Annotated in this window: 21 protein-coding genes; 18 read left to right on the top strand and 3 right to left on the bottom strand. The window is 36.9% G+C overall.

The window, feature by feature from the left end:
* The first annotated feature begins 15 nt into the window (after positions 1-15).
* Both ACG72T_RS07910 and ACG72T_RS07905 read left to right on the top strand, forming a co-directional pair.
* Positions 16-645: a WxL domain-containing protein gene (locus ACG72T_RS07910; protein ID WP_395265651.1), complete on the top strand. Its 630-nt coding sequence runs from the start codon at positions 16-18 to the stop codon at positions 643-645.
* A 59-nt stretch (positions 646-704) separates the two neighbouring features.
* A complete protein-coding gene (locus ACG72T_RS07905; protein WP_395265650.1) occupies positions 705-1754 on the top strand; it encodes a DUF916 and DUF3324 domain-containing protein in 1050 nt (349 codons plus the stop codon).
* 66 nt (positions 1755-1820) lie between these two features.
* Here the strand turns inward: ACG72T_RS07905 and ACG72T_RS07900 are convergent, their stop codons facing one another.
* Positions 1821-2132, bottom strand: a complete 312-nt coding sequence (locus ACG72T_RS07900; protein ID WP_395265649.1) for a DMT family transporter — start codon at positions 2130-2132, stop codon at positions 1821-1823.
* 230 nt (positions 2133-2362) lie between these two features.
* Between ACG72T_RS07900 and ACG72T_RS07895 the strand changes: the two genes are divergently transcribed.
* The 9 genes from ACG72T_RS07895 to ACG72T_RS07855 all read left to right on the top strand — a co-directional run bounded on the left by ACG72T_RS07895 (position 2363) and on the right by ACG72T_RS07855 (position 10525).
* The gene (locus ACG72T_RS07895; protein ID WP_395265648.1) at positions 2363-3067 is read left to right on the top strand and encodes a hypothetical protein; all 705 of its coding nucleotides are present in this window, start codon (positions 2363-2365) and stop codon (positions 3065-3067) included.
* Complete coding sequence (locus ACG72T_RS07890; RefSeq protein ID WP_395265647.1) at positions 3067-3678, top strand: hypothetical protein; 612 nt, start codon at positions 3067-3069, stop codon at positions 3676-3678. The genes ACG72T_RS07895 and ACG72T_RS07890 overlap by 1 nt, the downstream gene beginning before the upstream one ends.
* A gap of 150 nt (positions 3679-3828) precedes the next feature.
* The gene (locus ACG72T_RS07885) at positions 3829-4524 is read left to right on the top strand and encodes a GntR family transcriptional regulator (RefSeq protein ID WP_395265646.1); all 696 of its coding nucleotides are present in this window, start codon (positions 3829-3831) and stop codon (positions 4522-4524) included.
* Between the two features lie 140 nt (positions 4525-4664).
* Positions 4665-4973: a PTS sugar transporter subunit IIB gene (locus ACG72T_RS07880; protein WP_395265645.1), complete on the top strand. Its 309-nt coding sequence runs from the start codon at positions 4665-4667 to the stop codon at positions 4971-4973.
* 1 nt (position 4974) lies between these two features.
* The gene (locus ACG72T_RS07875; protein ID WP_395265644.1) at positions 4975-6402 is read left to right on the top strand and encodes a PTS sugar transporter subunit IIC; all 1428 of its coding nucleotides are present in this window, start codon (positions 4975-4977) and stop codon (positions 6400-6402) included.
* 13 nt (positions 6403-6415) lie between these two features.
* Entirely contained in the window at positions 6416-6757 is a 342-nt protein-coding gene (locus tag ACG72T_RS07870) for a PTS lactose/cellobiose transporter subunit IIA (protein ID WP_395265643.1), read from the top strand.
* Complete coding sequence (locus tag ACG72T_RS07865; RefSeq protein WP_395265642.1) at positions 6750-8240, top strand: sialate O-acetylesterase; 1491 nt, start codon at positions 6750-6752, stop codon at positions 8238-8240. The genes ACG72T_RS07870 and ACG72T_RS07865 overlap by 8 nt, the downstream gene beginning before the upstream one ends.
* A complete protein-coding gene (locus ACG72T_RS07860) occupies positions 8233-9138 on the top strand; it encodes an ROK family protein (RefSeq protein WP_395265760.1) in 906 nt (301 codons plus the stop codon). Before ACG72T_RS07865 ends, ACG72T_RS07860 begins: the two co-directional genes overlap by 8 nt.
* A complete protein-coding gene (locus tag ACG72T_RS07855; RefSeq protein ID WP_395265640.1) occupies positions 9122-10525 on the top strand; it encodes a glycoside hydrolase family 1 protein in 1404 nt (467 codons plus the stop codon). The genes ACG72T_RS07860 and ACG72T_RS07855 overlap by 17 nt, the downstream gene beginning before the upstream one ends.
* A gap of 71 nt (positions 10526-10596) precedes the next feature.
* Here the strand turns inward: ACG72T_RS07855 and ACG72T_RS07850 are convergent, their stop codons facing one another.
* Positions 10597-11640 carry an alcohol dehydrogenase catalytic domain-containing protein gene (locus ACG72T_RS07850; RefSeq protein WP_395265639.1) on the bottom strand — a complete coding sequence of 348 codons (1044 nt, stop codon included), beginning with the start codon at positions 11638-11640 and terminating at the stop codon, positions 10597-10599.
* 72 nt (positions 11641-11712) lie between these two features.
* Positions 11713-12513: a fumarylacetoacetate hydrolase family protein gene (locus ACG72T_RS07845; RefSeq protein ID WP_395265638.1), complete on the bottom strand. Its 801-nt coding sequence runs from the start codon at positions 12511-12513 to the stop codon at positions 11713-11715.
* Between the two features lie 141 nt (positions 12514-12654).
* Between ACG72T_RS07845 and ACG72T_RS07840 the strand changes: the two genes are divergently transcribed.
* The 7 genes from ACG72T_RS07840 (at position 12655) to ACG72T_RS07810 (ending at position 20926) form a co-directional block, all read left to right on the top strand.
* A complete protein-coding gene (locus ACG72T_RS07840) occupies positions 12655-13362 on the top strand; it encodes an AzlC family ABC transporter permease (RefSeq protein WP_395265637.1) in 708 nt (235 codons plus the stop codon).
* The gene (locus ACG72T_RS07835) at positions 13349-13675 is read left to right on the top strand and encodes an AzlD domain-containing protein (protein WP_395265636.1); all 327 of its coding nucleotides are present in this window, start codon (positions 13349-13351) and stop codon (positions 13673-13675) included. The genes ACG72T_RS07840 and ACG72T_RS07835 overlap by 14 nt, the downstream gene beginning before the upstream one ends.
* 111 nt (positions 13676-13786) lie before the next feature.
* Positions 13787-14743: a zinc-binding dehydrogenase gene (locus ACG72T_RS07830; RefSeq protein WP_395265635.1), complete on the top strand. Its 957-nt coding sequence runs from the start codon at positions 13787-13789 to the stop codon at positions 14741-14743.
* A gap of 83 nt (positions 14744-14826) precedes the next feature.
* Complete coding sequence (locus tag ACG72T_RS07825) at positions 14827-15993, top strand: cation:proton antiporter (protein WP_395265634.1); 1167 nt, start codon at positions 14827-14829, stop codon at positions 15991-15993.
* A gap of 94 nt (positions 15994-16087) precedes the next feature.
* Positions 16088-17188, top strand: coding sequence for a lactate oxidase (locus tag ACG72T_RS07820; RefSeq protein ID WP_395265633.1), 1101 nt, complete (start codon positions 16088-16090; stop codon positions 17186-17188).
* Between the two features lie 194 nt (positions 17189-17382).
* Positions 17383-19140, top strand: coding sequence for an ABC transporter ATP-binding protein (locus tag ACG72T_RS07815; protein WP_395265632.1), 1758 nt, complete (start codon positions 17383-17385; stop codon positions 19138-19140).
* Positions 19133-20926 (top strand): ABC transporter ATP-binding protein, encoded by a 1794-nt coding sequence (locus ACG72T_RS07810; protein ID WP_395265631.1) that lies wholly within the window; start codon positions 19133-19135, stop codon positions 20924-20926. Before ACG72T_RS07815 ends, ACG72T_RS07810 begins: the two co-directional genes overlap by 8 nt.
* The last annotated feature ends 18 nt before the right edge of the window (positions 20927-20944 follow it).

Here is a 20944-nt window from a genome sequence, read left to right as displayed (position 1 = left end):
GAAGGGGAATATCTCATGAAAAAAATTTTAAAAAATAGTATGTTAATCGGTGCAGCTGTTTTAGGTGTTGCTTCGGTAGCTGGATCAAGCTATGTGGTCAAGGCGGCGGAAACACCTACCCAAACTAGTTTATCAAGTAGTGCTACAGCTAATTTGCAACCGGGTACAATTCAGTTGCTGACTGTACCTAACATTGATTTTGGCACCGTAAAATCTAGTGCTAATGATGTTACTTATGAGTCGTCGACCTTTAGTAGTGGTTTGGAAGTTGCTAACCCTGGTGAACCTACAGGTTGGAATGTTGTCGTTTCAAGTCCAGGATTTGCAATGGGGACACCAACTGATACACCAACTACTGCCGTCGGTCAAACTTTATTAGGAGCTAAACTTTCGATTAAAGATTCAGTTGAAAGTCCAGTGCATGCAGTAGATGCAGATAACGTTTCAGTTGCACCTGTCTTCACAAGTAGTATTCCAATCACAACTGCACCAGCTCCTGTACTAAATGCACCAACTGATACTGGTGTCGGTGCCTTTATGACAAGTTTCAACAACAGTGATGCTTCGTTGAGCGTGCCTGCTGGTAATATCGGTGGTTCATATTCAGCCATTCTGGATTGGACTTTATCTAATGCACCAGCTTAAAAAATGAATTAAGAGGGGTATATTTTTATATGCCTCTTTTTTTTATAGGAGGTAATCTTTTGAAGAAATATCTGATGGTTTTTCTAACCATAGTTGTTGGTGCATTTGTAGCAATCGTTTTTAATCAAGGTGAAGTTAAAGCAGCAGCTACAGCATCGCAAATCAATTATAGCATCTCACCAGAATTGCCTGATAATCAAGTAGCTCAAAATATTGGATATTACGACCTCAAAGTCGACCCGAATCAAAAGCAAACTATCAAATTTAAGATTAATAATTATGACACCACAGATCATACTTATATGGTGTCGGTGAATCGTGCCACAACTGATTTCAATGGCATTATTGATTATTCAGCACATGGAGTGACACCTGGCAATGACTTGAGTTACAACATTGAAGATTTAGTGACTTATCCGCATGAAGTCTCTGTCAGTGCCAAATCTTCCAAGGAAGTTTCAATTAATTTAAATGCACCAAAGGGAAATTTTGATGGAGTATTGCTTGGAGGCATCTTTGTTGAAGAGAATAACCAAGTCTCCCAAGCCAAAGCCACCAAGGGGATCTCATTAAGAAATCGTTATAGTTATGTATTGGGATTACAATTGCAGCAAAACACTGATCCAGTGCGCCCTGATTTGAAATTTGTCAGTGCTTATCAAAATGACGTTAATGGTCAAATTGCTGTCAATGCAGTGTTAGATAACGATGTACCAACTTTGGAAAGAAAAGTCTCAGTCGATGCTAGAGTTACACCTGCAAATAGTAAAAAAGTTGTTTTGAAACTGTCGAAAAAAAATATGACTTTTGCGCCCGATAGTAAATTCAGTCTTCCAATTGATGTTAATAATACAACTGGTCCAAATAAGAATAAACGTCTCCAGCCAGGAAAATATACAGTTTATGTCAAAGTTTTGGCTAATGATCGCAAGAATTCTTGGAATTTGAAACGTGATTTCACAATTACCGCTCGTCAGGCTAACAAGATCAATCATAAGACACCAAACCGCTCGATGGATGTTTGGATCATTCTTGGACTGATTTTGATCCTAGTTGCAATTGGAGTCATCGTCATTATCTACTACCGGAGAAGACGGAAAAATAAATAATTAATTGTTGAATTAAAAAAACTGCCCTCCGATTCAATTTCAGAATCAAAAGGCAGTTTTTTGTTGTCAGAAAACGTTTATCAGGACAGTTCCAGAGATTACTAAGATCAGTCCGGCAATAGCGGTCGGTGAAATTGATTCGTGGTAAAAAACGATCCCAGCAATAGTAACTAAGATCAATCCCACGCTGCCCCAAGTGGCATAGGTCAAACTCAAAGGTAGACGTTTCAAAACGTGCGATAGGATGAAGAGACAGATAAAATATGACGCCAAAGTCCCTAAGGTTGGTAAGAGGTTAGTGAAGCCATCTGTTTTTTTTAGAAGTGAAGTTCCCAAGACTTCAAAACCGATTGACACTAACAGTAGTAAGTAGTTCATAGGCTTTTCCTCGGTTAAAATTTTTTCTCCAATATCATACACGTTTTTTATTTAAAAGACACTAGTTATTTTGAAAATGACATCAGTTTGAAATCTTTTTGAAATGAACAAAGAAATTATATTTTTTTATTGAAGAAAATATTTGCGCTTATATCAAAAGACTAATTGACAGTTAGTTTAAATTCCCTTAATTTTAATGATATTTGAAATGGGGAATAGGGGGAGATTTAATGTTCGAAAATGATGGTGCAATTCTCAAGATTCAAGTTAAAATTGCACTACGGGAAAAGTTTTATTTTATCTACACTTTGATCTTGCCAACTTTTATGGCATTTATAAACAAGAACCAATATTTTCAAGATAATGAATCAATCTATATGTACTGGTCGTATATTATTGTCACGACCATCTTCAATGGCTTTTTAATTAATATTATCCGTTTACGAGAAGGCGGGTTCTTTAAAACCCTTTCATATATGATGAAATCAAAGCATTCAATTATATTAGCTAATTTATTGGTTCAGTGTATTGTAATTCAAATTGAGATCTTGTTATTTAATTTGATCGTGACATTTTTTATCACGCCGCTGTCAATTTTCACGCTAGTTCACGGATTCTTAGTCGCTTTTTTAGCCACCGTAATTTGTTCAGCAATGCTGTCGATTTTACTGGTTTTAAAGATGAAACAAATCTATTTCAACTGGTTGATCGGGTGTTTGTTTGTGATTGGGATCGGTGCTCTTGGATTGCATCCAGTAGGGGTCTGGCACTATTTTTTGAGTGCTTTTAATCCCTTTCAAACGATCTACGGAATATATCAAATTCCTAACGTTTCTAACTCTTATGGCTTCTTTATGTTAATAATTGCCAGCGTTTATTTAATAATAGGAGGAATGATTTTTAAACACGTTTCGATTAAAAGTCAGTTAAAGTAGTGAAAATAGCAGATTTTAGTTATTCAACCAAGGATAAGCTGATATTTGAAAAGGTTGATTTTAGGTTTGAAGATAATGAAATTAATTTTATTCTCGGTCCAAAACAATCAGGGAAGACATTGCTTTTGGATAAAATTGCTGAAACTAGTAGGGATGAAGCTTTTATTGGTTTTCCACGGGTCGAAGAAATTGCTTACTTATCAGAACAAAATGACTTTTTGGTTAGCTTGACGGTTGCAGAAATTTTAGAATTTACTAATCAACTGGGGACATTTGTGCCGTTATTGCTACCGGTTGAAATTGAGAAATTGTTGTCGCATAAGTTTAATGATTTAAGTCGCTGCCAAAGAAAACTCGTTTTGATATATTTAAATGTGATTTTAGACCGGGAGTTGTATTTATTTGATGCGCCAGAATTAGATTTAAATCTTGCCGATTCTAAAAATATTTTCAGTTGGTTTCGTAATTTAGCTAACAGGGATAAAACCGTGATTGTGACAACTAATCGATTAGATAATATATTAGATACCGATAACGTTAACTATTTGAAGAATTCTCAAGAGGTTTTGGTGGATAGTTATTTGAAAGTGAAGTCACGAATGGCATTTTAAGAGGAGATTAATAATCATTTTGATTAGGAGCCTGGTTAATCATCGTAGAAAATGGGTATCTATTGCGTTATAATAACTTTTAATGCAAGTCATAATTTGTTATAACAAATTTTACAATTTGTTGAACTTGCGATTCTTTGGAGGAAACTTATGAAAGAGACGCCTAAATACGTAGTTGTGGCGAATCGTTTAAGACAGCAAATTTTAGAAAAAGAGTATGATATTAACGAACAATTGCCACAAGAAAATGCAATTGCCTCATCGTTAAACGTCAGTCGAATCACGGTAAGAAAAGCATTGGATATCTTAGTTAAAGAAGGACTGATTTATCGAATACAGGGATCTGGTACCTTTGTTAAGGATAATCAGCCTGGTGAAGAAATTGGTAAAAAAAATTCTTTAGAAATTTTTGATTTCAATAAATATCAGGTGAAGTTATTGAATTTTGGCGTTAGTAAGCCGGATAAAAACGTAATGAATCAGATGAATATTAATCAGTTTGATTTAACCTATGAAATTGAGAGAACTATTATAAGTGGCAGCGAGACTATTGCTTTACAATATATTTATATGCCGGTAAAAATAATTCAGGGTATGCGAATGGATTCCTTGATGGGTTCGATTTATGAATTTATTGAGAAAGAGTTAGACTTAACGGTGGGGACTGCTATCAGAACAATATCATCCGAAATTTCAAATACTGAGATTTCTAAAATATTGTCTCTCAAACAACCAGAACCACTGCTTACAATTGAACAAAGGTCTTTTTTAGATAATGGACAAATATTTGAATATACATACACTTATATTAGATCGTCAAAGTATTCGTTGCATGAATCAATTTAATCAGCACATTGGCTTTTAAGCCGATGTGCTTTTTTTTGCAATTTTATAATTTGTTATAACAACTTATAAAATTGTATTGACTTTAAAAGTATATGCTTTTATACTGAAAGCGTTAACAAATAGGAAAGGGGTTAGTTAGAATGAAACAATTAAAGATTGCAATTTTCTGTAGTGGGGGTTTTTCAACTAGTTTAGTTGGATCCAAGATGCAAAAAGTTTATGACGCGGAAGGAAAAGACGTTAAAGTTGATGCTTATGACTTCGGAATGATGGATGAAGTTGGCGATGATGTTGACGTAATTCTTCTGGCACCACAAATTGGTTGGGCCTTTGACCAGACTCAAAAGGCCTATCCCAACACAAAAGTCATTCTTTTAACAATGCAACAATTTGGCAGTATGGATGGTCAAACAATTGTTGATGTATTAAAAGAGAAAGGGATAGATTAAGATGAGTAAATCGAATGGAAATGGGATGCAAAAATTCCAAGCAAATTTTACTCGTATTGCTGGTAAAATTGCTGCTAACAAATTATTACTTACATTGCGTGATTCATTTATCATTGTTGCTGCCACTTCAATGATTGCTGGTTTTGCCATTATGATTCAAAATGTTTTCGTCGATCCAACCAATGGTTTGATTTTTGGTAAACAAGGTCTGCAATTGGGAAAACTAATAAGCGGTTCTTGGGCTGCATGGCAATCTTCAGGCCTGTTTAACGGATTAACGACAACAGGTAATTTAATTGGATTAGTTTCAAATGGTTCATTAAATACTTTTGCGGTATTATTAGTTGTTATTTTTTCACATACATTTTCACGTAAATATTTCCCAAAAAGTAAGGAACATATGACTTCTGTTCTTTACGCATTAGGTGCCTTCTTTATCTGTATGCCTTGGAAGTTTCAATACACTCCAGATGGATCAAAAAAAGCAATTGATGTTTTAAACTACATGGATACAACATTCTTTGGTACTAAGGGAGTATTCGCAGCTTTGCTGATCAGTGGTTTCTCAGTTTGGATTTATAATAAGGTTCTTGAAAAGAATATTACAATCAAGATGCCAGATTCAGTTCCACCAGCAGTAGCTCGTAGTTTTGAATCATTAATTCCCGGCGTTATTACTATGGGTGTCTTTATTATTTTAACTGGTATTAGTACAACCTTTACCGGTGAAACAATGCCAGAATTACTTTTGACAGCTTTACAAAAACCAGCTTTAGCAATTTCTGGTACAGGACTTTTTGCCTTTGTATCACAGACAACTTGGAGCTTATTGCAATGGTTTGGTATTCATCCAACATCAATTTGGGGACCTATCTTTGGATTAACATGGAACATCAATGATACTCAAAATATGTTGGGTCAAGCACATCATATTTATTCAACACTATTTATGAATTTCTCAACTGTCGCTGCAGGTTCATGTTCAGTTTCACCAGTGTTAGCGTTGATTTTGTTCTCAAAGAGAGCAGCAGCTAAGAAAGTATCAAAAATTGCATTAATGCCAGCTATTTTTAATATTTCTGAACCAGTAACATTTGGTTTACCTATCATTCTAAATCCTTTGTATTTCATTCCTTGGTTGGTAGCACAACCTTTGGCCTTTTACATTGGACTATTCTTTACAAAGATTGGATTTATTGGACCTATCGTTAATAATGTTCCTTGGACTGTACCAACATTGATATCCGGATTATTGTATACAGGCTCAATTAATGGCTTGATCGTACAAGCAGTTATTGTAATCATAACTACAGCTATCTATTATCCATTTGTCAGAATGGACAACAAATTGAATCCTGATGTAGCTGTGAAAGATGCAGAAATGGAATCAGCTCACGAAGCATCTACAAATAATGTTGAACCTGCATAAAAAGGAGAAAAAAATGGACGAAAAACAGCTTAAAAGAGCGATGGAACTCATTTCTGTTGCTGGGACTGCCAAGTCAAAAGCTATCGAGGCAATGACCGCAGCAGAAGATGACAATATTAAAGAAGCAGATAATATTCTAAAAGAGGCTCGTGAAATTTTACATAAAGCCCATAATATTCAAACAAAATGGATGACTGATGAAATGAATGGTGAAAAAGTTGAAAAATCGATCATGTTGATTCATTCACAAGATCACTTCATGTCAGCGGACATAATGATGACAGTGGCTGAGAAAGTTATCAATTTACATAGAGAAATTAATAAACTTAAAGAAAGTACCACTTCTCATGCATAAACTGATTCTAAATGATATATACACTGACGGCATGGTTGTTCCTAGCAACAAGACATTTAATATCAGTGGAACAACTACTGAAAATGCTCAGGTTAAAGTGATGGTTGTTGGGCGGGTTATTTCAACTCAAGCCGATGCCACAGGAGCTTGGTTGGCTCAAATCCATCCGTTACCAAATAATATAGAAACTTCTATTGTTATTGAGAGCTGTGGTGAAACCGTTACTATTAATAAAGTAAAGACGGGTCTAGTTTTACTTTTAACCGGTCAGTCGAATATTGAATTCAAATTTAGAGATGATGGTGAATATTCAGATCAAGTAGATAAATTTGATCTTAAAAATGTCTCATTTTACAATGTTCCGCAACTGGAATATCAAGATAAAAAAATAACTTTACCTACTGATCTCAAAAAGAATGTCTGGCAAACCGCCAATAAACATAATATCTGGGAAATGTCTGATATTGGTTATTGGATGGTTAAACGTTTAAAAGAGCTTAAACCAGATATGGTTGTTGGAATAATTGACTGTTATAAGGGAGGAACTTCTGCATCGTCATGGGTGCCTGAAGAAGTACTGCAGAGTGATACCTCTTTATCAGAACATTATATAAAACCTTTTTTGGAAGCTACTGAAGGTAAAAGTCAGGTTGAATATGATCAAGAATTAGTTCATTACAATAAATTAGTAAAAAAACATAATGAAGATTTGGATAAATTCTTAAAGGAAAACCCAACTGTATCGCTCAGTGATGCAAAGGATAAAGTCGGTCATACTCCATGGCCACCACCAATGACACCAACATCGTATCTTCGCCCCAATGGTCTTTTCCATACGATGATTGAAAAAGTTAAGGATTACTCAGTTAATAAAGTTATCTGGTATCAAGGTGAAAATGACGCCGAAAATGCAGATGTTTATGAAAAGCTATTAACTGGATTGGTTTTAAGTTGGAGAAAGTTATTTCGTGAGTCAACGTTGCCTTTTTATATTATTCAATTACCTGGATATGCAGATGAGCCACATAACGCTTGGGCAAAAATCCGTCAAAAGCAAATGCAAGTCACTCAGAATCTGAACGACGTCCATTTAATCTCGATTGCTGATACTGGTGAAGAACACAATATTCATCCGGCACACAAGCGTATCGCTGGCACAAGAATCGGCTTAATAGTTTCAGATGTCAGGTATAATGGAACTCCAGCTGTTTATCGTTATGAAGTTATGAACAATAACTTGATTCTTTTTGTAGATAAAGTAAGCGCTTTAATCAATCGTGGTAAAATTAAAATGATGGTACAGATTGATAATCAATGGAGAATAAGGAGCGCAAAATTATACGGTTCTTTGATTGTTGTCAATAATATTTCAGGAGCGGATAAGATACGTTATGCATATGAAAACTATCCTGAATGTACAATTTTTAATGAAATCGGTGCTCCTTTAGCGCCATTTGAAATGGGGATAAAAAATGATGAGTAATATTGGATTGGTTGATATTGGTGGCACTTCAATTAAATTTGCAGCTATGGTGGATGATAAGTTAGAGAAATTTGATTCAATCGTTACACCAAAGAATCTTGAAAATTTTTATACTTTATTGACCGATAAAGTAGCAATGATGAAAGATAAATATCAAATTGAAGGTGTTGGTATTAGTTCTCCAGGTGCTGTCAATAAGAAAACAGGTGTTGTGGAAGGAGCTTCAGCAATTCCATATATTCATAATTTTCCTATTCAACAAGAATTGGAGAAACGCTTTAACCTACCCGTCAGCATGGAAAATGATGCTAATTGTGCCGCACTAGCTGAACTTGATTCTGGGGCTGGCAGGGATGTCGATAGCTTATTGTTCTTAATCATTGGAACAGGCGTTGGTGGTTCAGTTATTATTAACCATCAGATTTGGCACGGTGCTCATTTATTTGGTGGGGAATTTGGTTTTACACTGGTAAATGATCAAGAAACCTTGAGTAATTTGGGAACTTCAGTGGGAGTTGCCGAAAGATATAACCACGGTTCAGTACCACAAACTGATTTTTCAGGAAAAGAAGTCTTTGAATTAGCTGATAATGGTGATAAAAGGGCTCAAAAAGAAGTACAAACTATGTATTATTCTTTAGCTAAAGGAATTTATAATCTTCAATATAGTTTTGATCCTGAATTGATTGTTTTAGGTGGTGCGGTTTCTAACAATAAAAATTTAATTCCAAATATAAATCTGAATATTGAAAAGATTCGTCAAGTTGTGAAAATAGCTTCGATTAAACCGCAAGTAGTTGCTTGTCATTATACAGATGAGGCCAATTTGCGTGGAGCAGCAGTTGATTTTTACCAAACATATTCAAAGGAGAAAAAAAGTAATGTTGAAATTTCCTAAGGGATTCAATTGGGGTGCTGCGACCTCTGGACCTCAATCTGAAGGGAACTTTCACAAGCCTAATCAAAATGTTTTTGATTATTGGTTTGAAGAAAGTCCAGATGATTTTTACGATGGTGTCGGTCCCGATACGGCTTCTAATTTTTATAATGATTATCGAACGGATATACCTTTGATGGCACAAGCCGGAATCAAAGCTTTGAGAACCTCAATTCAGTGGACGCGATTAATCAAAAATCTTGATACTGGCGAGGTTGATCCTGAAGGGGTTAATTTTTACAATAATGTAATAGATTGCTTGTTAAAGAACGGGATTGAACCTTACATAAATTTATTCCATTTCGATTTGCCAGTGAAGCTATACGAAGAGTATGGTGGTTGGGAATCTAAACATGTAACCGATCTTTATGCTGATTATGCCAATAAATGTTTTGAGTTATTTGGAGACCGTGTTAAGCATTGGTCGACTTTCAATGAACCAAAAGTTATTCTGGATGGAGAGTATTTATATCAATTTCATTATCCTTTAAAGGTTGATGGTCCTGCAGCAGTTCAAGTTGCCTATAATTTGAATTTGGCCTCTGCAAAAGCGATTAAGAAATTTAAAGTATGGAAAAAAGAAAATGATTCTGATGCAGAGATTGGAATTATTTTGAATTTGACACCAGCCTATCCCGCTACAAATAGTGTAGAGGATTTGAAAGCAGCGAAGTTTGCGACAATGTGGGATGATAATTTATTTTTAGACCCAGCAGTATTAGGTCATTTTCCAGAAGATTTAGTAAAAATTCTTAAAGAGGCAGGCGTATTGTGGAACAGTACACCTGAGGAGTTAGAAATAATCAAGGAAAATACTATCGATGTTTTAGGAGTAAACTTCTATCATCCTGAAAGGGTACAACAACCTAGTGTTTCGCCTAAGAGCTTGCAAAATTGGATGCCGGATATTTATTTCGATAATTATGAAATGAAAGGTCGAGTGATGAATGTAGATAAAGGTTGGGAAATTTATCCTCAGACACTTTATGACATTGCTATTAATATCCGTGATAATTATCATAATATTCCTTGGTTCGTTTCAGAAAATGGTATGGGAGTTTCACACGAAGAACGATTTATTGAAAACGGAATTGTTCAAGACGATTATCGTATCAAGTTTATGCAAGATCATTTAGTTCAACTACACAAAGGAATAGAGGCAGGTTCTAACTGCAATGGTTACTTTGTTTGGACAGCGATAGATTGTTGGTCTTGGAAAAATGCTTATCGTAATCGGTATGGTCTGATTCGTGACGAGATTCATACTCAACAAAAGACCTTGAAAAAATCGGGTCATTGGTATTCTGAATTGAGTCATAATAATGGATTTTCAATTGAAAAAGATTGAGTAAAAAAACAAATAGGGATGACGACTTGAGTTTAAGTCGTCATCCCTATTTGTTTTTAAGTTTTTTTTGATTAATCACTAACAACAATCATTGACTTGATAACCTTGCGGTCAGTCATTTCTTGATAAGCATCATTGATCTGATCGAGAGTAAAGCTCTTCGTAAAGACCAAGCCAAGGTTTATTTCACCATCTAAAACAGCCTTAAGTAGGACAGATTTGTCGTAAGTCGTGACTGATGCAGGGCCACCGCCGAGGATGATATTTTGACCGAATGATTTAGAAACATCCATCTTGCCAGTGTGTGGTAAACCAACACGTCCGACAATTGAACCAGGGCGGCCAACTGCCATAGCAGTTTCTGTGGAAAGTTCGGTTCCAACACATTCGAGCACGGCATCGGCACCTTCATTATTGGTTAAATCTAAAATCTGGCTAACACCTTCGTCACCACGTTTTGCTACGTTATCGGTTGCACCGAATTTTTTTGCTAGGGCTTCACGGTCAGGGTGACGACTGGTGGAAATGATCTTTGTGGCACCCATCATTTTTGCAGCAATAATTCCACATTGACCAACGGCTCCATCACCCATGACTACGACAGTATCGCCAGGTTTAATTTGGGCCACACGAGCAGCATGATAACCCGTTGCCATTACATCGGCTAAAGTTAAAAGTGATTTGAGCATGCCCTCACTGTAGTCGCTTGGTTGACCAGGTACTTTGACTAGTGCCCATTGACCATGTTGGAAGCGAATATATTCAGCTTGGTTACCGTTACTAAAATTATCGCTGTGAGATTGACAATCACCGTCGAACCCTGCCCGACAAGCCTTGCAGTATCCGCATCCATGCGTGAATGGAGCGATGACGAAATCGCCAGCTTTAACGGTTGTAATTTCAGAACCAACAGCTTCGACGATTCCGATCGCCTCGTGACCAGAATTCTCAGAATTTTCTGCTTTGTCCTCAAGTCCACGGTAAGCCCACAGATCTGAACCGCATACGCAAGCCCGAATGACTTTAATAATTACATCGTCTGGTGCCTGAATGGTTGGTTTTTCAACATTTTCAAGTTTGATTTGTCCAGCTTTTTCGAAAATAGCTTTTTTCATGCTGATATCTCTCCTCAATTCTTTACTTATTAAATTGAGTATAAACTTTATTAAAATAAAAGTACTGATTTATCAGTTAAAATTAATTGTTAGTTTGCCTAACTGTTCGATGGAACTGATTAAAGTATCTCCTGGTTGAATAAATTCTTGGGGATCACGCCCAGCGCCGACACCGCCAGGAGTTCCAGTAAAGATTAAATCACCAGGATAGAGTTTTGTAATACTTGAAAGATAGCTGACTAAGGCACTCGGATCAAAGATTAAATTAGCAAGCTGACTGTGTTGCTTTTCAACACCATTGAGGGTAGTCGTGATATCCAACTTACCTAGATTATCAATTTCATCTGTGGTTGTGAGCCATGGACCAATTGGAGAAAAATTTTCATATGATTTGGCCAATGAAAATTGGGGCTGGTCATTTGCAAATTGAAGTTGCCGATCGGAGAGATCTTGGCCGACCATGAATCCGCCAATATGAGCCAAGGCTTTGTCTTTGTCGATATTACGACCCCCTTGACCGATCACGATGACTAGTTCAGTTTCCCAATCAGTTTTGGGGCTGGGGATATGAACTGTCGGATTCGGTCCTGTCAGTGAACTGACAAATTTGGTGAAAATATTTGGGACTTGGGGAGCTTTGGTTTTCAGTTCGTTAAGATGATCACGATAATTGAAGCCAACTGCAAAGACTTGTTTGGGATTGGTGATTGGAGCAGACAAGTCCAAAGGATCAGGTAGTGTTTGCTTTGAACCTAGAGATAGTTTTTCCTGCAGATGGGGCAGTAAAGTTTGAATATCTGGGTAATCGTTGATTTGTTGAAGACTATCTTTAGTGACTAGGACGGGTTGTTGATGATACATCGCAAGTTTCATTTTTGAATTCTTCTTTCACTTGATAATAGTTTTATTTTAATACAAATTGGTTGATAGAGTTAGCTTAGTACCTTTAATTGCTATTTGACAATTAATCAAATTAAAATTAATATAATGTTTTATATTAAAGGGGGGATGAAGGTGAACAATAGTTTAAGTATTGATACAGCAATTAAAGATACTTTGCCAACGGTTTTTGGTTATATAGGAATTGGAATTTCTTTTGGAATTGTCGCCGCTTCTGCAGGGATGAGTGTTTTGATGGCTACTCTGATGTCATTGATCGTTTATGCTGGGTCAGCACAATTTATTTTGGTGAGTCTCTTAGCTATTGGCACACCAATGATTTCAATTGTCTTGTCAGTTTTTTTAGTCAACTCCCGGATGATTTTAATGAGTATGACCACAGCCAATTTTTTTAAAAAGAATTCACTGGTGGAAAATATCTTGATTGGTAGTTTGATCACCGACGAAAGTTTTGCACTGAGTATGAACAAGTTGAATTTTACCGATGGAAAATTGAATTTCAAATGGTTCAATACGGTAAACCTGTTGGCCTATCTGGTTTGGGCTGCGTCAACGATGGTGGGGGCAATGTTAGGCAAAGTTATTAGTAATCCTCAAGCTTTAGGATTGGATTTTGCCTTGGTGGCAATGTTTATTGGATTGTTGTATTTACAAATAATCAACGATAAGTCCATCTCTTTAAAAGTCCAATTACTTGTGGTTTTGATAATGTTGCCGTTAGTTTATTTTGGCCTGATTTTTATTTCGAGTGATTTATTGATTCTAGTTGTAACCTTGATTGGTTGTGCGTTAGGGGTGATTTTAAAACATGTCATCAATTAAATTTGTCCTAACAACGATTATATTTTGTGGGGTAGTCACTTGGTTATCAAGAACGTTGCCTTTTCTATTCTTGAAAAAGTTTAATTTGTCAGCAAAAGTTGTCGAATTTCTAGGCTTTGTAACGATTACGATTATGGCAGCTCTGTGGTTTGAGAATCTATTCCAGCAACATTTAGGTCAATTGCCAACAATCAATTATGCGAATCTGTTTGCTTCTCTGCCAACTGTTTTAACAGCGATACTGACAAAGAAGTTACTTTTGATTGTGGTAGTTGGAATCATTTCCTTAGCTTTAGTACGTTTAGCTATTTAAATTATTTGCGTGGAGAAAACACCTTCTGGGGAAGACTCGGAGAGGTTTTATTCCACGTTTTTTTTGTTCTGGAATATAATGGCTTTAATTGAAGAGTTATGGAGGCAATTTATGAAAGCAATTGTTGTAAAAAAAGCTGGTGGGCCTGAAGTATTGGAATATCAGGATGTCCCAACGCCTAAAGTTAAACCGGGCTGGTCATTGGTTTTAGTAAAAGGTTTTGGAATCAATCATTCTGAGATTTTTACCCGGCAAGGGGATTCACCTAGTGTTAAGTTTCCACGAATCTTAGGTATTGAATGTGTTGGGGTCGTGGAAGAAAGCACTACCGATAAGTTAACCAAAGGTCAAAAAGTAATCTCCATTATGGGTGAAATGGGACGAGCCTTTGATGGTTCTTATGCGGAATATGTCCTATTGCCTAATGAGCAAATCTATCCGGTGACAACTGATTTAGCTTGGCCTGATTTAGCTGCCGTACCAGAAACTTATTACACGGCTTTTGGTTCCTTAAAGAATCTTCACTTACAACAAACTGATCAAGTTTTGATTCGTTCAGGTGCTAGTGTGGTAGGGATTGCGGCTTTGCGTCTAATCAAAGCTAAGTATCCAGAGATAAAGGTGACTGGTTCGGTTCGTAATCCGGATAAAAAAGCTGTTTTATTAGAAAATGGCTATGATCAAGCTGTTGAAGATCGAGATAATCATTTGATGACTGCTGAGAAATTCGATAAAGTCTTAGAATTAGTTGGGGCAACGACTTTAAAAGATACCTTTAATCATGTCACATCAGGAGCAATTGTTTGTCAGACTGGGGAGCTTGGCGGTAAATGGTTCTTGGAAGATTTTGACCCGATTGCTGTGATTCATCAAGGAGCATATTTAACCACGATGTCATCTGGAGAAGTTACTAGTGAAAAACTCAATGAAATGTTAGATTATGTGACGAAGTATCATGTGAACGTGAAACCAACCAAGGTCTTTGAACTAGATCAAGTTAAAATGGCACATGAATATTTGGAAAGTGGACATAATTTAGGTAAAGTTGTTGTCGTAAATGATAAATAATTTTAAACGGTCTCGATAATGAGGCTGTTTTTTTGATTTAAGTGCAGTATTATATAGTGATGTTATTTCAGGGGGAACTGCTGATGGAAAAATTTGCACTTTTAATCGTCTTATTTGCGGCTTTAGCGACACCATTAATCACCGCTAAATTTCATTTAACGAGAATGCCGACGGCAATTTCGGAAATTATTATGGGTATCATCATTGGTAAAACTGGGTTAAATATCGTGCACATGGGTACTAGTGTTCAGTACATCGCCAATTTGGGCGTGATCATGTTGATTTTTTTGGGTGGAATGGAGATCGACTTTTCATTATTCAATCCTCAAAAGGATCCGACAGTTTACTCACCATTAAAGCCTTCAATCTGGGGATTTTTGGCGATCTTTGTGATGTCAATAATTCTTAGTTTGATTTTGTATATTACGGGTATTTTTACGCAATTGATTTTAGCAGTGATCTTATTGAGTACGATCGCAATGGGTGTGATTATCTCGTTGTTAAAAGAAGTCGATCTAGTCAAAACAAATTACGGACAAACGATCTTGTTAACATCTGCCTTAGGTGAATTTATTCCCTTAATGGCGCTGACAGTCTATTCTGCAGTTCAGCAAGGTCATTTCTTGTCCGTCTTAGGCTTACCTGCAATCTTTATCATTGCGATTATTCTCTTATACCGATTCAATCGAGTCTATATATTCTTTGATAAGATCGATAAAGCTACGACTCAGCTAGATATTCGGTTAGCCTTTTTCTTGATTTTCACATTAGTGACATTTGCGGAACAAATCGGCGCTGAAAGTATCCTTGGTGCTTTCTTAGCGGGTGCAGTGATGAAATTGTTGAAGCCAAAAGCTGATACTCAAGAAAAGCTTAGCTCAATGGGATATGGGTTCTTTATTCCGGTCTTTTTCATCACTACGGGAGTTAAATTGAATCTGCGACAGTTAGTAACTAATCAAGACGCTCTAATGTTGATCCCAATTTTCTTGATTGCCTTTGTCTTGTCGAAGTCATTAGTTTACTTTGCCTTTAAAAAACAGTTTGGGAATCACTATGCTTTGGCGGCAACAATTTTGACCTCGACCACAATTACCTTAGTATTGCCAATCTTGGAAGTTGGTCGTAATTTAAAATTAATCAATTCAGCTCAGTCCAGTGCAATCACCTTAGCAGCTATTATTACGTGTTTAGTCTGCCCAATTATTTTTAATAGAATTATTCATCAAAAGGTTGAGATTACTAAATAATTTTTTATGTTCATCGAGTATAAATCCCAGCTTATTTTGGAAAAGTAGATTAAACTGAACTTGTTAATAAAACAAGTCAAAGGTGGAATGTGCAATGAATAAGAAATATGAAGCAAGTACAGCCGAGAACCATATTGATATTGTTAATTTGGCTAGTTTGGAAGCTCGAGTCAGAGACCATATGAGCAATGAGAAGGGTGCTTTTGGCTACATTCGTGGTGGAGCTGAAGATGAATGGACGATGAGTGAAAACACCGCTGCGTTCAACGACAAACAAATTATGCCTCGAGTTTTGCAAGAAATCGATCACGCAGATTTAACTACTAAGATTTGGGACATTGATTTGAAGACACCGATCATTGAAGCTCCGTCAGCCGCTCAAGGTTTGGCTCATGTTAAAGGTGAAACCGATACTGCCAAAGGTGTTGCCGCTGCGGGATCAATCTTTTCTATCAGTACTTATGCCAGCACTAAAGTTGAAGATGCCGCTGCCGCTGCTCCAGATGCTCCCCAATTTTTCCAATTATATATGAGTAAAGATGACAAATTTAATCAATTCTTACTTGATAAAGCAGTCAAGGCCGGTGCTAAGGCTATCGTTTTGACAGTTGACTCAACTCTAGGTGGATATCGTGAAGCTGACGTCGTAAATAAATTCCAATTCCCACTACCAATGCCTAATTTGGAAGGATACTCAGCCGGTGATGGTGAAGGAAAGGGAATTTCCGAAATATATGCTTCGGCTAAACAAGCAATCGCACCAACTGATATTCAAAAAATCAAAGATATGTCGGGTCTACCAGTGATCGTTAAAGGAATTCAATCTCCAGATGACGCTGAATTAGCACTTGATTTTGGAGCTGATGGTATTTGGGTTTCCAATCACGGCGGTCGTCAATTAGACGGTGGTCCTGCTTCATTTGAAGTTTTGCCATATATCGCTGAAGTTGTTGACAAACGAGTCCCAGTTATCTTCGATAGTGGAGTTCGTCGGGGTGAACATGTTTTCAAAGCTTTGGCAAGTGGTGCTGATTTAGTAGCACTCGGACGTCCAATTATTTATGGTTTGAATCTTGGTGGAGCTCAAGGTGTTACTGATGTAATTGAACATCTGAACAAAGAACTTTCAATTACTATGCAATTAGCAGGCACAAAGACTATTAACGATGTTAAGAATACTGAATTACTAGACTAAGTTAAAAAAATTTAATAGTGGACTCAAAGAGTCTCGGAAAATCCGAGGCTTTTTATATTGCCAAAAAAACAAAAATTGACTGGTTTCTGTGAAAAAATTTAATTTTTTTAGAGACATTTGAGAAATTTGTTGAGTTAAAGTGAGCTCTAAGGTGTAAAGTAAAGAACAAAGTTTATAAAGGTGGTGAAATAAATATGGGGATTTTTTCTCGATTAAGTTGGTTTTTTAAACACCAATGGAAGCAGTATTTACTTGGTGTAATTGCCTTAATTCTTGTGGCAATTTGTAATGTTATTCCACCACGGATCATCGGGGATATTGTCGATGCTGTCAGCAAGAAGAATATGACGCAACGTTTCCTAATAATTAATCTAGTAATTCTAATAGTTACGGGGATCGGTCAATATTTATTGCGTTTTGTCTGGCGAAAAATGATCTTCGGCAGTTCTTATGTTTTGGAGCGGGATTTGCGGAGCCGGTTATTTCGGCATTTTATGCGGATGGATACAACTTTCTACCAGAAGTGGCGAACCGGGGATTTGATGGCGCATGCGACTAACGATATTGATGCGGTCAGAGATGTTGCCGGACCGGGTATTTTAACTTTAGCCGATTCTTTGATAACGGGTTCTTCAATGATTTTAGCGATGGGATTATTGATCGACTGGCAATTGACCGGATTAGCAGTTTTGCCCATGTTATTATTAGCTGTCATGGCAAATGTTTTAGGGAAGAAGGTTCATTTTGCTTTTAAAAATTCCCAAGCTGCTTTTTCCAGTATCAATAATAAGACTCAAGAGAGTGTAGTCGGAATCAAGGTTCTCAAAGCTTTAGGTCAGGAAAAAGAGGACGAGGCGGACTTTGATAAATATGTTGACCAGAATATCAAAGCTAATAAACGTTCTTATCGGTTGGATTCGCTGTTTGATCCACTAACGACCGTTATTATGGGGTTGTCTTATGTTATCACCATCATCTTTGGTGGCTTGGCAGTGTTACATTCCCGAATTACGATTGGTCAATTAGTTTCATTTATTACTTATATGGCCGAATTGATGTGGCCAATGTATGCGGTCGGAAGTTTGTTTAATTTATTGGAGCGAGGTTCTGCTAGTTATGACCGAATCAATGAATTATTACAAGAGAAGTCATCTTTGGTTCAACCCAAAGATGCTCTGACGACTGTACCCAATGCGACTTTAAATTTTGACATCAATACTTTTCACTATCCAGATGATCAGGCAGTTGCTTTAAGTAATGTCGACTTTGACTTAGCACCAGGACAGACTTTAGGAATTGTTGGACCAACTGGTGGTGGTAAATCGACCATTATTAGTTTGTTAATGCGTGATTTTGATCATTACGACGGAAAAATCGAAGTCGGACAGATCGATATTCGCAAATATAACTTGGAAAGTTATTTGGCCACAATTGGGTATGTTCCTCAGACTAATTTTTTGTTCTCGACCACGGTGCGTGATAATGTGAGATTCGCCAATATCAGCGCAACTCAAGAACAAGTTGAAGCGGCGAGTCATATTGCTGACCTGGATGGAGATATTGCCCGTATGCCAGAAGGTTACGATACTCAAGTTGGTGAATTAGGGGTTTCTTTGTCAGGCGGCCAAAAACAACGCTTAGATATTGCCAGAGCTATTTTGAGTGATCCTAAGATGTTGATTTTGGATGATTCTTTGTCAGCGGTTGATGCCAAGACTGAACGCAATATTGAAGCGCGATTACAAAAAAATCGCCAAACAGGTACGACAATTATTGCTGCCAGTCGTTTAAGTTCAGTTGAAAATGCTGACAAAATTTTAGTAATTGGAAACGGAACTATCCTCCAACAAGGTAATCATCGAGAACTATTGGAACAAGCCGGTTGGTATGCCGATACTTATAATCTTCAAGCTCACCGAGCTCAAATTGAGGGGAGGCTAAATCATGAATGATCCGAATAAAAAAAATCCAAACGAGATGCCTACTTTAACTAAGCAAGATCAACGACAAGTTTTAAAACGCCTCTTTAAATTTGCTTGGTTATTTAAGCGTCAGTTTGGAATTGCTATTATTTTTGCCTTGCTGTTGAGCGTGATCAATGTTTTGTTACCAAGAATGTTGCAATACTATATGGATAATTACTTATCGAAACAGAGTACTGGTCTGCAGATAATCATTGGCTTTGCAACTGTTTATGCGATTGGTATTATCATCAAAGCAATTGTTCAATTTATCCAAGAATTTGCCTTTGCTATGGGAGCTGAACGAACTCTCGAAAAAATTCGAAGCAGATTATTTCATAAATTACATACATTAGGTTTAAATTACTTCGATACGACGCCCGCAGGTTCAATCGTATCCCGAGTTACCAATGACACAAAGACGCTTTACGATTTTTGGATGTTATTTTTAACCTTGGTCTTGGCCTTCTTTGCGATGATTTCAGCCTTTATCGCAATGTGGACAGTTAAACCAATTTTGGCACTGGCGACAGCCTTTTTTGTGATTATTTGGTATAGCTTGATCATGTTATATCAAAAGTTGAGTTTCACCATTTATCAACATTTACGGGAGTACTTGAGTCAGATCAATACTAAGTTGAACGAATCATTGATGGGGATCAACATTATTCAACAATTTGGTCAACAACAGCGAATGATTGCCGAATTTGAAGATCGTAACGGAGCTTATTTTCAAATGAGAAATAAGATGATCAATGTCAATTCATTGTTACTCTATCCTACGATCAGCTTGATGTTTGTTTTGGCCGAAGTAATTTCTCTTGGCGGTTTTGGCTGGCAAAGTATGCATCTGGTCGTCCAAGCTGGTGTGATCTATGCTTTTATATCTTACCAAGAGAACTTCTTCAATCCTTTGGCCGATGTGATGAATTACATGTCCTTTTACCAAGATGGTCTCGTGGCCGGATATCGAATCATGAAGCTATTTGATAATCCAACTGCTGCTCCAGCGCAAAATGAGTCCAGTCAGTTGAAGATCACAGCTGGTAAAATTGAATTTCGCCACGTGACCTTTAGTTATGTCCCTGGTAAGCCAGTTTTAAAGGATATTAATTTTACCGTTCAACCAGGGCAGACAGTAGCTTTTGTAGGACACACCGGAAGTGGAAAGAGTTCCATTATCAATTTGATGCTGCGATTCTACGAGTTTGGTGAAGGTCAGATTTTGATCGACGGTCATGATATTCGAGACTATTCAACACAAGAATTGCGGCAGAATTTGGGCTTAGTGATTCAAGAACCATATTTATTTTACGGTGATATTGCAAAGAATATTCGGATGTTTGATGAGAAAATTACGGAACAACAAGTTGAGCAGGCAGGAAAGTTTGTCGACGCTGATGATTTTATTCAAAAACTTCCCAATAAATATCATGCTAAAGTAAGTGAAAGAGGAGCTAGTTTTTCAACCGGTCAAAGACAATTGATATCCTTTGCCCGCACCATCGTCAGAAATCCCAAAGTATTGATTCTTGATGAGGCGACGGCTAATATCGATCCTCAGACGGAACAGAGTATTACTCAAGGGCTTGCTAAAATGCGTGACGACCGGACTACAATTGCAGTGGCTCACCGTTTATCAACCGTTCAGGATGCTGATCAGATTTTAGTCTTGAATCAAGGCAAGATCATCGAACGAGGTACGCATGAAGAATTGTTGGCAAAAGGTGGTCACTATGCACAATTGTATGAATTACAAAACGATGATTTAAATTAATTATAAGTAAAAAGCATG

The sequence above is a fragment of the Companilactobacillus sp. FL22-1 genome (genome assembly GCF_043951805.1).
In the GTDB taxonomy this organism is placed as follows: Bacteria; Bacillota; Bacilli; order Lactobacillales; family Lactobacillaceae; genus Companilactobacillus.
The sequence above is the reverse complement of the archived record's forward strand: the minus strand, read 5'-3'. Positions and strand labels throughout refer to the sequence as shown.